Consider the following 16,825-nt stretch of genomic DNA (forward strand, 5'->3'; position numbering starts at 1 on the left):
TATGAAAATCAGTGAAGACCGTAGAAAAATACTAAAAATTGTTACGATGTATTACGAGCAAGGGTTGACACAAGCAGTCATTGCAAAAAAAATGAATATATCACGACCTGTGATTTCTAAAATTTTGCAACAGGCGAAGGAATCAGGCATTGTTTCGATTTCTATCAAAGACGAATCTGCTTATGCAGTAGAACTTGGCTTACGTTTAGAAAAAAAATACCAGTTAAAAGATGTGATTGTAGTCCCAACAAATGAGCAAAAACAAGTTGAGACGTTAAAAAAAGAAGTCAGTCAAGCAGCAGCATTTTATCTGTTAGACCAATTAAAAGCAGATATGAGTGTTGGTTTATCTTGGGGAACGACTTTAGCTGATATGATCGACGAGATGCCTTATTGTTCATTTCCAACAATCAAAGTTTGTCCTTTAGTCGGTGGTGTTTCTAGCGAGCATCTTTATTTTGATACAAATCACTTAGTCTTTAGATTAGCTGAAAAACTCAACAGTCGCTGTCAATATTTTTACGCCCCCGCCTTAGCCGAAAGTAATGTACTGGCAGAGGTTTTAAATGAGTCTCAATTAGTCCAAAAAGCGATGGATCAGGCAAAAAATGTTGACTTTGCGATTATTGGTGTAGGTAATCCAAATGAAAGTTCTACATGGAAACGCCTTGGCTATATCGAAACGAAAGAGTTAGATATAATCAAAAAAACTGGGGTCAAAGGAGATGCTGTAGCATCCTTATTTGACAAAAATGGTCAAACAGTGAACAATGAAATAAGTAAACGAATGTTAGGTATTAAAGTTGAGGATTTAGTTACTATACCAGATGTAATGGTTATTGGTTGCGGTAAAGAAAAAGCTGAAAGTATCAAACCACTGTTACTAGGAAAATGTTGTACTATTTTAGTTGTCGATCAAATAGTTGCAGAAGCTTTGGTGTAAACTTGACTAGTATGTTCGTGGAAAGATAAAATATGAAAGAAGGAAAGGATGCCGTAGTCCTATTTTCCTATTTTTCTGTCAAGGTTGAATGAACGTATTCAGCTTTTAATTTAAGGAGAGTGCTTTTAATGGATTTATCACAAGGAACACCAGTATCTATTCAATTAAAAACAATAGTAGATCAAGCTGGTGAAAAGAAAAATTTTTATTTTGATTTAGAAGGTCAAATCGTGAAGATCGGTGATACATTATATATTCGCTATAAAGAAGAACAAGAAGAAGGCGAGCCTGTACCAGTGACGATCAAAGTTGAACCTGATGGTAAAATTCAACTGATTCGTGCAGGTGGTCTTAGAATGCGATTGAAATTTGCTTACCAAGAACGATTAGAGACTAGCTATAAAACACCATATGGTTTATTTCAAATCACGACATTTACTCGTAATTTGCGCTTCAGTCTCAAGGATCAGCCTGTTGCAGGCAGCATTTTAGTTGACTATGATTTATACTCTCAAGCCGAAAAAATCGGTGAATATCATTTAGAACTAGAATTTACTGCGTAATTATGTAATAATCAATTGATTTTTTCTTCATGTTTTTGTATGATAAGGAGTAGACTGTGAAAGGACGTGTACCGTTTGGAAATTAATGTATTTGACGGGTTGAACAAAGATGAACTATCCATGATCGAAGTTGCGCACGCAATTTTAGAACAACGTGAAGATGTGATGGACTTCTCTGATTTAGTAAACCAAATTCAAAATTATCTTGGAAAATCTGACAGCGAAATTCGTGACTCTTTAGCACAATTTTATACTGACTTAAATATTGATGGCAGTTTTATCTCTTTAGGAGATAACCGTTGGGGCTTGCGCTCATGGTATCCAATCGATTCTATCGACGAAGAAGTAACACATGGTTTAGATGAGGACGAAGAAGATAAACCACGCCGTAGAAAACGTAAGAAAGTCAATGCGTTCATTATTGATGCTAATGATGAAGATGTGATTGACTACAACGATGATGATCCGGAAGATGCTGAATTAACGGATGATGATGACGATGATATTCTTTACGATGATGATGACGATGAAGAAGATGAAGAAATCAAAGCATATAATTCTGATCTTCAAGAAATCGGTGCAGATTCTGACGATGAAGAAGAAGAGTTACCTGGAATCGAAGAAGATCTTACAATCATTGATGAAGATGATGTAGATGATGACTTCGATGACGAAGATGAATATGCAGATCCAGAAGAAGAAGTATAAAGAGTAAAAAGAAGAGGATTCTCACTTTGGGAATGCTCTTTTTCTTTCTTAATAAAGTTACCAATGATTGAATTTATAATTTGATAAGAAAAAAAGAATCAAAATGATTGACAAATGGTCTATATCTTTGTAAACTATCATTGTTAACAAAACAAGAATAGCGTTTTCATGTGACTAGATAATACTAGGCATGGAAGAATTTCATTAAAATATGATATACTCATATTTTGACGGGATTGTTCTATGCTTTTTTTGTTGTCTTATAACAAGAGAACGGACAATCTACTTCTGCAGAAGAGGAATGTTTATGAAAATCAAAAAGGTGCTCAATCAAAATGCAGTACTCGTCGTGGATGATGGACAAGAAAAAGTGGCCGTTGGTAAAGGCGTGGGATTCAACAAAAAGAAAAATGATTTGTTATTCCCACAACAAGTGGAACGGATGTTTGTGATGGAACCTGAGGGCTTGAAAAAGCTGCAAGTTTTATTATCACAAATTGATGAGAGATACTTTTTTGTCACAGAAGAAATCATCGCTCATGCTGAAACTGTGCTTGGTGAAAAGTTAAATGAACATATCAATATTGGGTTAAGTGATCATATTGCGTTTGCCGCAGAAAATATTCAAAATAATATCATTGTGCGAAATAAACTTTTGAATGAAATCGAAATTCTTTATACTGAGGAGTTTTCGATTGCGCAATGGGCAGTTGATTATTTGACACAAACGTTAGGAATCCCTTTTAGTTATGATGAGGCAGGTTACATTGCAATCCATATTCATAGTGCTCGTAGTGGGCGAACGGATAACAGTAAAAGTATTCGTGAAGTCACAATTGTTTCAGAAATTATTCATTTGATCGAGCAAGAATTAGGAATCAATATTCATGATGAAAAGATGAGTCTCAGCTATTCACGATTGGTCAATCATTTACGCTTGTTTATTCACCGATTTCAACAAAGTCAGTACGCAGTGTTAGATGATGAAATTTTGGATGTCGTGCGTAAAAAATACGCAGAAAGTTACGAGATATCAAAAAAAGTTCAAGTTTTGTTAATGAGAAATTTTCACTATCAAGTACCAAACGAAGAATTAGGTTATCTTGCTATTCATATCGAACGGCTGAAGATGATCAAATAAAAGACAAGGGGAGAGACAAAAATGAAAGCATATATGCAAAGAATGGGACGCTCGTTGATGCTTCCTGTAGCGGTATTACCAGCTGCAGCGATTTTAATGGGTATTGGATACTGGATCGATCCAAACGTTATGACGGGTTTAGGAGATCCCAACTTTCTATCTGTTTTTTTAGTTAAAGCAGGTGGCGCAATTATTGATAATCTACCTGTATTATTTGCGGTAGGTTTAGCATTAGGTATGTCTAAAGATAAAGATGGTGCAGCAGCCCTTAGTGGTTTGGTCGCTTTCTTAGTAGTAACAACGTTACTTTCAACTGCAGCAGTGGGTGCCATGAAAGGTATTCCAGTAGAACAAGTTGATCCTGCATTTGCTAAAATTAGTAATGCGTTTATCGGAATTTTATCTGGATTGATTGCCGCAGCAATGTACAATCGATTTAGTCAGGTGAAATTACCAATGGCTTTATCTTTCTTTAGTGGTAAGCGATTAGTTCCAATCATGACTGCATTAGCAATGCTAGTAGCTTCAGGTGTATTATTCTTCTTATGGCCAGTAGTATTCTCTGGACTAGTTGCATTTGGTGAGTCTATTTCTAAATTAGGTGCTGTCGGTGCTGGTTTATATGGATTCTTTAACCGTTTACTAATCCCAACTGGGTTACATCATGCATTAAACTCAGTGTTTTGGTTTGACGTTGCTGGAATCAATGATATCGGTAACTTCTTATCTGGTACTGGAGAAAAAGGAATCACTGGTATGTATCAAGCTGGATTCTTCCCAATGATGATGTTTGGATTACCAGCAGGTGCTTATGCAATTTACCGTAATGCACGTCCTGAAAAGAAAAAAGCAACAGCTTCATTAATGATCGCAGCAGCGTTTGCTTCATTCTTTACTGGTATTACTGAACCACTAGAATTCTCATTTATGTTCGTTGCATGGCCATTATATGTTTTACATGCTATTTTGACAGGTATTTCATTATTTATTTCTGCAATTTTCCACTGGACAGCAGGATTTGCTTTCAGTGCTGGTTTAGTCGATTTTGTTTTAAGTTTACGCAATCCAATTGCCAACCAACCGTATATGTTGATTGTTCAAGGATTAGTTATGGCAGTTCTTTACTTTGTTGTATTTGACTTCGCAATCAAAAAATTCAACTTAATGACTCCTGGTCGTGAAGAGGGCGAAGGCGAAGAAACACCAGACATCGATACAACTGGTGACAACAAATTTGCAGTTTTAGCTAGCAAAATCTACCAAGGTCTTGGTGGGGATGCTAACGTTACTTCAATCGATAATTGTACAACTCGTTTGCGTCTAACTGTTAGTGACACAGGCAAAGTCGATCAAGCAAAAATCAAAGCAACAGGCGTTCCTGGTGTGAAAGTGATTGATGATACAAATATTCAAGTAATCGTCGGTACAGAAGTGCAATTTGTAGCTGATGAAATGAATAAAATTCGCAATGGCGCAGCTCCTGTTACAGGTGAACCTGTAAAAAAGCCTGAAGTGAAAACAGAAGCACCAAAAGTAACAGCAAAGGAAACTGAATTATATGCTGTTGCAAACGGAAAAGTTATCCCCATTTCAGAAGTACAAGACGATGTTTTCTCAGCAAAAATGATGGGTGACGGTTTTGCAGTTATCCCAACTGATGGTGAAGTATCAACTCCTGTTGCAGGTAAAATCACAAGTATTTTCCCAACAAAACATGCTTTAGGAATTCAAACAGATTCTGGTATTGAAGTATTGTTACACATGGGCTTAGACACAGTTGAGTTAAAAGGTGCACCATTTACGTTACATGTTGAAGAAGGTCAAGTACTAAAACAAGGTGATAAAATCGCAACAATCGATCTAGCAGCTTTAGAAACTGCTGGTAAAAAATCTGATTTGATCGTTGTATTTACAAATCAAGATGTTGTTGAAAGTTACGATTTAACAAAAGCAAATCAAACAGTTGGCGCTAATGATTCAATTGGTAAAGTAACTGTAAAATAAGCTGATAAAAGCTACCTGAGAATAGTCTCAGGTAGCTTTTATTTCTTTTCTTGCTTTATTTTTATTCTATGATATGGTTAAAGTGTAATTGTTTTATGTTATTTAGCTTCAAGAGCTAACCTAGAAGTAAAGAGATAAAAATAAATGAAGTAAAAAGTACGTTAACTTTTTTTATTTTCTGTCGAGGTTCAACAAGCTCTTTCAGCTTATAAATTAGGAGGAGATTATCTTGCATGAATAACGCTGGACACAAAGAAGTGCCAGTTGATGATCATACGGTTTCTTTGTGTCATATTGGGTAAATATGATAAAGATGAAGGAGCAGAATCACATGATTATTATTAAAGGAAACAATCCGAGAAAAATCGACAAAATTTGGGAATTAGTAAAAAAAGAGCACACAGGGAAGAAAGTTGCAGTCGTTGGCTATCCTGGAGAAATTCCGCATAATTTTATTCGCGCAAAGCAAATGCCTACCTACGAAACAATGACAAAGCACAATACACTTGACGATTTAACACGCTTTTTAAAAGACACAAAAGATCGATTTGAAGCAATCATTCTATATCTTGATTGTGAATCTCATTTGATAGAGTCAATAAAGGAAACAACAAAGTCTTATAAAGAAAAGTTTATCTTAACTGTTTATGATGAAAAGGTATATGAGCAAGTGGTTGATGGAGAATAAAGGTGGTAAATGGTATGAACGAAAAGACGGAACAATTGTTAGGACTGATTGAAAAGTTCCAAACAGAAGATCTTTCATTGGATGATGCAATAGAACTTCGACGATTATCTGCAGAATTTGCAAATGTCTGTGGCGAAGCTGTTGAACAGAAAATGGATCAGTTTTATAAAAAATAAGTAATTAACTGAATAGTAGCATATGAAAGATAGAATTATTTCTGTCTTTCTTTTTTTATAGTAAAATCTCGTTACTTATAAATAGTAAGCAAATAAGTTGTGCATTTATTTTAAAGGTATATAATAACACTATAAAGGTCAGGGAAGGTCAATCGGAAGTTGATTTTCTACTGAATCTTTAAACAAAATAGGAGGTTTGTAAAATGGCAAAACAACATTATGACAGAAGTAAACCACATGTAAATATCGGCACGATCGGACATGTCGATCACGGTAAGACAACTTTGACCGCTGCAATCACAACAGTATTAGGGAAAAAAGGCCTAGCAAACCCGCAAGACTATGCTAGTATTGATGCAGCACCAGAAGAACGTGAACGTGGTATTACAATCAACACATCACATGTAGAATATGAAACAGAAGCTCGTCACTATGCTCATATCGATGCGCCAGGACACGCAGATTATGTTAAAAATATGATTACAGGTGCAGCCCAAATGGATGGTGCGATTTTAGTCGTATCAGCAACAGACGGACCAATGCCGCAAACACGGGAACACATCTTACTATCTCGTCAAGTGGGCGTAAAATATTTGATTGTTTTCCTTAATAAAATTGACTTAGTCGACGATGAAGAATTGATTGATTTAGTTGAAATGGAAGTTCGTGAGTTACTGAATGAATACAATTTCCCAGGAGATGATACACCTATCATCAAAGGGTCAGCACTAAAAGCATTGCAAGGAGATCCAACTGCGGAAGCTACAATTATGGAATTGATGGATACTGTAGATGCCTATATTCCTACACCTGAAAGAGATACAGATAAACCATTATTACTACCAGTGGAAGATGTCTTTTCAATTACAGGGCGTGGAACAGTAGCGTCGGGGCGTATCGATCGAGGAAAAGTAAGTGTTGGGGATGAAATCGAAATTGTCGGAATCAAACCTGATACACAAAAAGCTGTAGTGACAGGTATTGAAATGTTCCGTAAAACACTAGACTACGGTGAAGCAGGAGATAATGTAGGAGTATTACTAAGAGGAATTACTCGTGATGAAATTGAACGTGGGCAAGTGATCGCCAAACCAGGTTCGATTACACCTCATACTAAATTTATTGCTGAAGTTTATGTTTTAACAAAAGAAGAAGGTGGAAGGCATACACCATTCTTTACGAACTACCGACCACAATTTTATTTCCGGACGACTGATGTAACTGGAGTTGTTGAATTACCTGATGGCGTTGAAATGGTTATGCCAGGAGACAATGTTACGATCGATGTTGAATTGATTCACCCAATTGCGGTGGAACAAGGAACGACATTTTCAATTCGTGAAGGCGGACGGACTGTCGGTTCAGGTATTGTGACTGAAATAGAAAAATAACAAAAAGAGGTTGGAGCAGGAGTGTTTAATCCCGAGAACTAAGTAGGTACTGCGCAACATCAACTCATTCCTCGTTGTGTTTTACAGCAATTTCAGATAAGATTGCTTCTGCTCCCACCGTTTATATGGATTCCACGTGAGTGGGATATGACTCGAAGAGTTATGTCCCATTCATTTTTTATTTCCAAAAATCGAAATTCAGTTTATGTTATACTATTCGTTAAAAAGAAGGGGAGTTAGAAAAAATGAAATGTACCGTTTTAAGAGTAGATGCCTTTACTACAGTTGTTGGACAAGGGAATCCAGCAGGCGTTGTTCTAGGTGGGAATCAGTATACTACAGATGAAATGCAAACTATTGCAAAGCAAGTTGGCTTCAACGAAACCGTTTTTGTTTGTTCAAGTGATAGAGCTACAATTAAATTAAGGTATTTTACCCCAGGGCACGAAACACCACTTTGTGGACATGCCACGATCGGAGCGATTTATGCACTGTATAATGGAAAAGGAAATCAACAGCTGCAGATTGAAACTGGGGCAGGAATACTACAAATTGCGTATGATGATAAGCATCAAAGGGTTACTATGGAGCAGGCGGAGCCTAAGTTCGTTGATTTTGACGGGGATCGACTAGCTCTTTGCCAAAGCTTAGGAATTGAACTAGAAGATCTTCATAAAGATTATCCTATTCAATATGGAAATACGGGATCATGGACACTGCTCGTACCCGTGATCAATACAACGATTTTAGATAGAATGACAGCAACACAGGAAGCTTTTCCAGATATTTTAAAGGAAATACCGAGATCATCGATTCATCCTTTTGCAATCGTTAATGAACGAACGGGTTCTTTTTCAGCGAGACATTTTTCTTCACCGTTTTCCGGAACAACGGAAGATTCAGTGACTGGAACAGCATCTGGTGTAATGGGAGCATATGCATTAAACCAAATTTATATTGACGAAAAAAGCAAAGAAATCGATATTTCTCAAGGAAAGCATGTTGAGATGGAAGGCTCCGTTTTAGTCAATGTTATAAAAAATAGTAGCGGAGTACACAAAGTTAAAATCTCTGGAACAGCGTGCCTTAACGAAGAATTCGAGGTAAGCATATAAAAAAAGAGACAGACGTATAACTAAAGCGTTATAGATCTGTCTCTTTTTGAATTGAATGGCATTGGGGAAAACTAAACACTTCCACCCAGTTGCTCTGATACGTTAACGTTGGTATCTATTTCGAAGAATTCGACGAACGCCATGCATTTTCTTTTGCTTTTCGATTGGAGCATTATCTATGATAAGTAAAGCAATCATCACATAAGCAATGAAACTCTTTCGTGAGTATAACGTATATCTAGATACCCAATCAGCCGCATATTTTTCTTTATAATCGCGTAACCCTTGGAATGAGTAAAATCGTGATCCGAATTCGTAAACTAGATAAGCGATTCGTTCTTGAATAAAACTTTTTTTAGAGGTTCCTACGTTGGATAAAGGTGCCATCCCTAAGTTAAAGTAAGTAAAACCTTCATCGTTCATATAGTTAAATAGGGAGATAAAGAGGTAATCCATTACACCTGATGGCGCTTGTTTATTATATCTCATCAAGTCGATCGTGCCTTCTTCTTTAGTATACGTTGGCATGATGTTCGCGAAAGCTACAATTTGATTCTCTTGGTTTTTAACGACCGCTATCTTTCCCCGCTGTAAGTAATTCTCAGAAAAAAATCCTAATGAGAAGCCTTTTTCTTTACGACTGCCTAGCCATTCGTCAGAAACTTGTTTTAATTCTTGCATCAATTCTTTTGAAAAAGGAGGGGTTAGTACCTCAAAACGGTAATTTTCCTTTGTAAAGCGATTCATAACAGCTCGTTCGCTTTTCATTTTTTTGCCTGATAGCGTGAAGTTTGGCAAGTCCACATGAGCTTCTTCGCCCATTTTGATAAAGTCATAGCCAAATTCATGTAGGAACATCACAACTTCTTCTGAAGCTTCGTAAAAGACAGGGAGGTACCCCCATTTATCTGCTTCGTTAATGAACTGTTCAACAGCTGCTGGAAAATCTTCTTTTTTACCGGAAGGATCGCCCATTACAATACATTTGTCGTTTAACGTTTTAAATTGTAATAGGACAGTTTCTTCATTATTTTGATCGGTATAGATGTACATCTCTTTGTCTCCAAGAAAAATGAGCTGACTATCTGTATTTCCACCAAATTTAGTTAATAGTGAAAGAACACGATCTTCATCTAATAAGGAGCCCATTTTAAACCGATTGCCTTCAAGATAACGGATAAATAAATAACTAAATAACGTTACTAGCAAAATACCGATAAACCCTGAAAACCAAATTTTTTCTGACGGAAAGAAAAAGAACGAGATAAAACGGTTTTTGTGATGAGGAAACGTTGGTAAATTGTATACACCAATCACGATATATAAAAGGGTTAATGCTAGAAAAATAATACCGTCAACCGTGATCATTTCCCACGAATATACCAGTTGCTCTCTGAATAGCTCTCTCTTTGAAAAAACAATGATGACGAGTAGAAGACTAAGAAAAATAATGACACCCCAGCTGAAATCTTTGATAAATGTATAAACGAGTGTAATTAAAATGAGGCCAATTGTTGGTAAATAAGCACGTTTAACCCTAGCAGCTATCCCACGCCCCATGATTAGCAGCAAGAAACCTAATAAAATAGCAGGAAGCTGCGTAATTATATGAAATGAAAGGGGATTGAGTTTTTTTAACCAATTAAGTTGACTAAATGCTTCTGGAATCGTAGCGGAAAGGACAATCATAATCCCTGAAAAATACATTAAAAATACAACAAATTTGTGTGCTAATTCGGTTGATAATTCTCGTGGTATCCCTGAATAACGCGAATTTAAACTATGACTCAGATTTTTTATAAAGAAAATGATCCCAATAATAAAAGGGACAATGTAATAAAATAATCGATACAGTAAGATCCAAGCAATCACAACTTCTCGGTTGATGCCTAAAGCGGATAGACCAACAATCATCATGATATCGAAACTACCTAATTCACCAGGAATCATGGAAACAATTCCAATTACTGAAGCTGCGATGAAAAGCGGAATGATTTGAAGCGGATTTAGTTTAACGCCCATCAACAGACCAATTAAAATAAAACTACCTAAAACGCCTGTCCATTCTAAAAACGAAGTCAAAATAAGTCCTGCGCGTGTTTGATTATCGATGTCTCCAATATACTCATCTTTTCTAATCAAACTTGCAATTAGAACGACAGGGAAGTATAAACCGCCGCCAATCAGCCAAATCCAATATTGCTGCAGATAATCATTAGTATGACCAAACATAACAAGGAAAAAGGCAATCAAGCTATAAATAGAGAGACCAGACATTAAGAAAATCAGAATTTTTGAAAGAGCCTGAACGACTTTTTTACCATCTTTTTCTTTTCCATAAAATTCTGAACGTAATCCGATACTGACCAAACCGCCAAATCCCGCAATATTATTGATCGTATTAATCATCCAACTACTTTCTATAAGAAACATTTTTTTAGGTTTTTGTTTCAAAATTTTATTAAGAATGACATCATAGCCAATCATCGGAAATACTGCAACTAGCCCAATCAGAAACATCAAGACGATTTTCCAAAGGGCAAGATCTTGAAAAATATTTCCGAGTTGTTCAAATGAAATGGTTTTGCTGATTGAAAGTAATTCACGGAAAACAATGATTACAACTGAAAAAATAAATATACTTTTAAAATAACTAACATGCTCTTTGATCCATTGAAGCATTTTCTTCATTACTAGCACCTACTTTTCTTGTAAGAATGTTAAAATTTCTCGATTGAACGTTTCAGGATCTTTTTTTGCAAAAGAATGCCCTTGTTTTGGAACTAAAATAAATGATGCATGAGGGATTTCTTTTGCTAGATAAATTGAATGTGATTGCTTGATGATATCATATTTACCAACAATCACTAGAGTTTTAGCAGAGAAACGTTGTAAATCTGTTTTAGACACACCGATATCGTGTGTCATTAGATGGACAGTGAGTAATTGTTTCTTTGCTTTCTTAATGAACAATGCAAAAAGTTGCAACAAAATAGCCTCTATCGCTGTAAGCATTCTAATAGGGAATCTAACACCTTGAACTACAGTATTTCCGGCGTTTAAAACTAATCTACGAACCATTTGGGGATATTTTTTTTCGAATACCATCGCAAGATTCGCGCCATCACTAAAACCTAGGATGTTTGCTTGTCTAACATGTTCTTGCTTCATGATCCAGTATAAATCATCTGCCATCTGTTCAAATGTTAATGAGTTGCTATGATTCGTCGAGCGTGCATGACCACGGCTGTCAACTGTAAATACAGTAAAATAGCGACTAAATTCCGGCACTTGCTTTTCAAAATAGGTTCCGCTTCCGCCATTACCATGAAGTAAAAACAAAGGAAATCCTTTACCGGAGACTTCATAATAAATTGAACTATTATCTGCTGTTTTCAGTACTTTTTTTTGTTTATCCATATTGATACCACCTGTCTTTCTTAGTATATCGGTTTTTACTTAGATTTCAAACTGAAATGAGAAAATAGAATTTCAAATTTTTATTAAAGAATAATAAAGAATCAGCCTTTTTTTAGATTTTTTTTGAATAATAAAGTATGATGAAATCTACTCACAAAAAGTTTGGATGATAAGATGGGCAAATTGATGAAAATCGTAAAAAAATCACTGTTCTTGTTTTTTCTACTATTGATTATTGGTTTAGGTTATCTGGGCTACCAGATTCGCCAAAATGTTCAGCAAGTGATGACTTATGAAGATGAAGTAGAACAAGCAGTCAAAGTAAATAATATTCCAGAATACAAAAATTTAGTTTTAGCAATTATTTATACTGAATCAAAGGGTCAAACAGAGGATTTGATGCAAAGTAGTGAAAGTGCCTATGGAAAACGACAAATGATCGGGACGACTAAAGAAAGTATCGATACAGGAGTGGCTTTTTTAGCACAATCAATCACTCAAGCTAATGAAGCAGGCTGTGATATTTGGACCGCTGTTCAAGCATATAATTTCGGATTAGATTATATTCAATTCGTGAAAGAACGCGGTGGGAAAAATTCGATTCGTTTAGCAGAAGAATATTCCAAGGAGATTTTGTCACCACTATTAGGAAATAATGATCAGAAAACCTATCGTTATTATCGACCACAAGCATTGGTCTACAACGGCGGATTTTTGTATAGTAATGGTGGAAACATGTTCTATGCCGATATCGTAAAAATGAACGAACAGTTTATTAAGTGGTTAAAATAATTTTAATATCAACAATACGGATCCTTAAGAATATCGTCTATCAAAAAATACGAATTCTTAAGGATTTTCTTGAAGTTCTTTCTATTAACAAGTAAACTAAAGAGGATGTATTTTTAACAAGGAGAAAGTAGGGAACCAAGTCCATGACAAATAAGTTTGACCTAAAACAAGGATTGACTCAATCAGAGGTTGAGGAACGAAAAAAACAAGGGTTACAAAACGATTACGAAGAAAATGTGGCTAAATCTACAAAGGATATTATTTATGATAACGTAATGACATTGTTTAACTTTTTAAACTTTGGAATTGCACTTTGTCTACTTTTTGTTGGAGCTTATTCTAACTTAGCATTTTTGGCAATTATATTAGTGAATATGGGAATGGGCATTTATCAAGAAATTCATGCGCGAAACCTTGTACAAAAACTGTCCATCGTAGCCAAAGAAAGTGTTCATGTGATTCGCGATGGTAAGCAGGTTGAGATCGATACAAAAGAATTGGTGATGGATGATATTGTTGTGATCTCTGCTGGTGAACAAGTGCCATCTGATTTGGAAGTTTTAGATGGAAAAGCAGAAGCCAATGAAGCATTGCTGACTGGTGAATCAGATTTGATCGAGAAAACAGAAGGAACTATTTTATTATCCGGTAGTTTTCTAGCAAGTGGTCAAGTATATGGTAAAGTGATTCATGTTGGAGCTGATAATTATGCGGTCAAAATCACTGCTGAAGCGAAAGTTCACAAACCAATTCAGTCTGAATTAGTAAATTCTATTCGTAAAGTATCAAAATTTACGAGTTTAGTCATTATACCTTTGGGGATTATTTTGTTTGTAGAAGGCTTTATGATCCGTAACTCTGGTATAGAAGCATCTGTAGTTGCATCTGCAGCAGCTTTGTTAGGGATGTTACCAAAAGGATTAGTTCTTTTAATCAGCATTACATTAACAACAGGTGTGGTAAAACTAGCTAAAAAGCGGATTCTTGTTCAAGACATGTATTCTATTGAAACGTTAGCCCATGTGGATACACTTTGCTTAGATAAGACTGGAACGATCACTGAAGGAAAAATGAAAGTTCAAAAAGTAGAAGTTTTACATGCAGATTATCATGAGAACTTCCCGCAAATTATCGGCAGCTACTTAGCTGAAAGTACAGATAATAATATCACGATGCAAGCAATTCGAGATTATTTTGAACTTTCCAACCGTTATGGTGCTGTGAAGGCATTACCATTTTCTTCTGAGAGAAAATGGGGGGCTATCGAATTTAACGAATTAGGAACTGTTTATCTTGGGGCACCTGAACGATTATTCGTAGAGAATCGTTTACCTAGAGAAGTGATCGAGGCTCAAGAAAATGGTTATCGCGTATTGATGCTTGGTATTGCAGAAAATACGCCGTTAGATGAAGAAAATATGCCTTATTTAGAACCTTTGGCTATTTTAGAAATCGATGATCCGATTCGTCAGAATGCCAATGAAACATTGGCATATTTGCGTGAAGAAGGAATCGATCTTAAAGTAATTTCAGGAGATAATCCTGTAACGGTTTCTAATATTGCTCGTCGTGCTGGATTATTTGGCTATGAATCTTATGTTGACCTTTCTACCATGGAAACAGAAGAAGAAGTCCGTAAAGCAGTACACGAGTATACTGTATTTGGTCGTGTGTCGCCACAGCAAAAACGCACGATCGTTCGTGAATTAAAAGATAACGATCACGTTGTTGCGATGACGGGTGACGGTGTCAACGATGTGTTAGCTTTAAGAGAAGCCGACTGTAGTATTGCTATGGCGGAAGGCGATGGCGCAACAAGACAGATTTCTAATCTAGTGTTGTTGGATTCAGATTTTACAACATTACCAGATGTGTTGTTTGAAGGTCGACGCGTTGTTAATAATGTAACGAAAGTTGCGAGTGTGTTCTTTATAAAAACGATTTATTCATTTATTTTATCAATGATTTGTGTGTTTACTACAATTGCATTTCCTTTTATCCCAATCCAAATCACGTTGATCGATTTGGCAATAGAAGGGTACCCAGCGTTCTTCTTATCATTTGAAAGTGATAAGCGAAAAGTACAAGGTAAATTCCTGCCGACAGCTTTAAGGAATGCTTCCGTGAATGCTGTGTTGGTAGTACTAAACATTGTCGCAGTATACTTAATGGGTCAAAACCAAGGCTTTACTCAAATGGATACAACGACGTTGATGTATTACTTATTAATCGGTATTAGTTGTATGGCAGTTGTTCGTGCGTGTTTACCGTTTAATCCATTACGCATTTTCCTAGCTGTCACAACAGTCGTGGGAATCTATGTTGCTGCAATGTTGTTCCATAGTATTTTAGAAGTAGGGTTCTTAAACCAACAAACACTACCGATTTTTGCAGTTATGATGCTTATAAATATTGTTGTTCGAATCATGATTGGTATTTTCCAAATGAAACGAGCAGGTAAAACAATCAAAGATCTATAAAGTGGGGTAAAAAAGTGTGAAAATAAGGAGGGATATTTATGAGTGGAGAATATCAAATGCGCAAGACTATCGGTAAATGTTTTCGGTCCCAAACAGATAATTTTAATGGCGTCATCCGAATCTATGGCAGTCCATACATGTATCGTGTCATAAACGGTATCCCTGAAAAGGGGGCGATGTTGGAGGTCGTGGATTTTTCAAGTACTGAATTATTTGTAACGGTAAACAACTATTTATTCGAAAGTGATGTGAATTATATTGATAATCCTTAATATTCTAATCTTTATTATTGTTCTTGTATTAATTTTGGTACTTATTTCAAAAATGGTCATCATTGTTCAACAAGGTGAAGTCAAAATCGTTGAAAGCTTTGGGAAATATGTCAAAACAATCGATCCAGGCCTTCATTTTTTGATCCCTGTACTGTACAAAGTAAGAGGGCGTGTTTCTTTAAAACAGACGCCTTTAGAAATTGAATCTCAAAGTGTTATCACTCGAGATAATGTAATTGTAGAAGTTGATGAGGCTATCAAATATCATGTAACTGATGTCCGAGCTTTTGTTTATGATAATGAAGACTCAGTTACATCGATGATTCAGGACTGTCAGTCAAATTTACGTGGAATTATCGGAAAAATGGATCTGAATGAAGTTCTTAACGGTACAGAGGAAATCAACGTAAGTTTATTTGAAAGTGTAAAAGACATCACAGCTGGTTATGGTTTATCTATTGACCGAATCAATATTGGTGAAATTTCTGTTTCAGACGAAATTGTGAACTCAATGAATAAACTGATTACTGCAAGTCGTGATAAAGAGTCAACCATCACGATCTCAGAAGGTAGAAAACAATCGATTATTTTAGATTCAGAAGCGAATGCCTCACAAATGCAAATCGACGCGGAAGCTAGAGCGAAACAAACGAAAATAGATGCTGAAGCCCGAGCAGAACGCACAAAAATAGATGCTGATGCCGAAGCAGAACGTATTCGTATAACAACGGAAGCAGAGAGACAACGTATTTTAGCGTTGAATCAAGCAATCAAAGAAAGTGACTTAAATGAACAAGCGTTAGCGTATCTAGGAATAGAAGCATTTAAACAAGTGGTGAGAAGTGAAACAAATACCGTTATCTTGCCAAGTAATATGACTGAACTCGGAAATATTCCAGTAGCAAAAGAGTTATGGTCAGCACAAGATACGAAAAAACAAACTAATCATGAATACGGTGCAGAGTAATTTGCTTGATAAAAAAACAGATAATAATTATCTGTTTTTTTTATCACAAGAAAGAGGTTACTATAAATGTATTATGTAAACTAATTTAGTGATTACTATATTTCATGAAAATAAAGGTGCAATTTACTTGAAAATTATGTTTAGTGTGATACAATGAAACATGTG

At 35.9% G+C, this 16,825-nt stretch carries 15 protein-coding genes; 13 read left to right on the forward strand and 2 right to left on the reverse strand.

The window, feature by feature from the left end; genetic code table 11:
• Position 1: 1 nt before the first annotated feature.
• From A5821_RS02925 to A5821_RS02965, 9 genes are all read left to right on the forward strand, one after another.
• Complete coding sequence (locus A5821_RS02925; protein ID WP_086313008.1) at positions 2–943, forward strand: sugar-binding transcriptional regulator; 942 nt, start codon at positions 2–4, stop codon at positions 941–943.
• 128 nt (positions 944–1,071) lie between these two features.
• Entirely contained in the window at positions 1,072–1,506 is a 435-nt protein-coding gene (locus A5821_RS02930; RefSeq protein ID WP_086313009.1) for a DUF1934 domain-containing protein, read from the forward strand.
• A gap of 75 nt (positions 1,507–1,581) precedes the next feature.
• Positions 1,582–2,214 carry a DNA-directed RNA polymerase subunit delta gene (rpoE, locus tag A5821_RS02935; protein WP_170922942.1) on the forward strand — a complete coding sequence of 211 codons (633 nt, stop codon included), beginning with the start codon at positions 1,582–1,584 and terminating at the stop codon, positions 2,212–2,214.
• Between the two features lie 307 nt (positions 2,215–2,521).
• Positions 2,522–3,355 carry a PRD domain-containing protein gene (locus A5821_RS02940; RefSeq protein WP_086313011.1) on the forward strand — a complete coding sequence of 278 codons (834 nt, stop codon included), beginning with the start codon at positions 2,522–2,524 and terminating at the stop codon, positions 3,353–3,355.
• A 21-nt stretch (positions 3,356–3,376) separates the two neighbouring features.
• On the forward strand, positions 3,377–5,359 hold the full coding sequence (gene nagE, locus A5821_RS02945; RefSeq protein WP_086313012.1) for an N-acetylglucosamine-specific PTS transporter subunit IIBC: 1,983 nt from the start codon (positions 3,377–3,379) through the stop codon (positions 5,357–5,359).
• A 331-nt stretch (positions 5,360–5,690) separates the two neighbouring features.
• A complete protein-coding gene (locus A5821_RS02950; RefSeq protein WP_086313013.1) occupies positions 5,691–6,047 on the forward strand; it encodes a hypothetical protein in 357 nt (118 codons plus the stop codon).
• A gap of 14 nt (positions 6,048–6,061) precedes the next feature.
• The gene (locus A5821_RS02955; RefSeq protein WP_170922943.1) at positions 6,062–6,223 is read left to right on the forward strand and encodes a hypothetical protein; all 162 of its coding nucleotides are present in this window, start codon (positions 6,062–6,064) and stop codon (positions 6,221–6,223) included.
• 203 nt (positions 6,224–6,426) lie between these two features.
• Positions 6,427–7,614, forward strand: a complete 1,188-nt coding sequence (gene tuf / locus A5821_RS02960; RefSeq protein ID WP_086313014.1) for an elongation factor Tu — start codon at positions 6,427–6,429, stop codon at positions 7,612–7,614.
• A 245-nt stretch (positions 7,615–7,859) separates the two neighbouring features.
• Positions 7,860–8,729, forward strand: a complete 870-nt coding sequence (locus A5821_RS02965) for a PhzF family phenazine biosynthesis isomerase (RefSeq protein WP_086313015.1) — start codon at positions 7,860–7,862, stop codon at positions 8,727–8,729.
• A 102-nt stretch (positions 8,730–8,831) separates the two neighbouring features.
• On the opposite strand, the gene mprF is transcribed toward A5821_RS02965, so the two are convergent.
• Together mprF and A5821_RS02975 are read right to left on the reverse strand one after the other, a co-directional pair.
• A complete protein-coding gene (mprF, locus tag A5821_RS02970) occupies positions 8,832–11,420 on the reverse strand; it encodes a bifunctional lysylphosphatidylglycerol flippase/synthetase MprF (protein ID WP_086313016.1) in 2,589 nt (862 codons plus the stop codon).
• A gap of 9 nt (positions 11,421–11,429) precedes the next feature.
• Entirely contained in the window at positions 11,430–12,149 is a 720-nt protein-coding gene (locus A5821_RS02975) for an alpha/beta fold hydrolase (protein WP_086313017.1), read from the reverse strand.
• Positions 12,150–12,323: 174 nt separating this feature from the next.
• Here A5821_RS02975 and A5821_RS02980 point away from each other — a divergent pair, with 174 nt between their 5' ends.
• From A5821_RS02980 to A5821_RS02995, 4 genes are all read left to right on the forward strand, one after another.
• Positions 12,324–12,941 (forward strand): lysozyme family protein, encoded by a 618-nt coding sequence (locus tag A5821_RS02980; protein ID WP_086313018.1) that lies wholly within the window; start codon positions 12,324–12,326, stop codon positions 12,939–12,941.
• A 143-nt stretch (positions 12,942–13,084) separates the two neighbouring features.
• Positions 13,085–15,421, forward strand: coding sequence for a cation-translocating P-type ATPase (locus A5821_RS02985; protein WP_086313019.1), 2,337 nt, complete (start codon positions 13,085–13,087; stop codon positions 15,419–15,421).
• 38 nt (positions 15,422–15,459) lie between these two features.
• Positions 15,460–15,693, forward strand: coding sequence for a hypothetical protein (locus A5821_RS02990; protein WP_084013189.1), 234 nt, complete (start codon positions 15,460–15,462; stop codon positions 15,691–15,693).
• Between the two features lie 52 nt (positions 15,694–15,745).
• Entirely contained in the window at positions 15,746–16,660 is a 915-nt protein-coding gene (locus A5821_RS02995) for an SPFH domain-containing protein (protein ID WP_422392081.1), read from the forward strand.
• The last annotated feature ends 165 nt before the right edge of the window (positions 16,661–16,825 follow it).

It is taken from the genome of Enterococcus sp. 7F3_DIV0205 (genome assembly GCF_002141365.2).
GTDB lineage: Bacteria > Bacillota > Bacilli > Lactobacillales > Enterococcaceae > Enterococcus_L > Enterococcus_L palustris.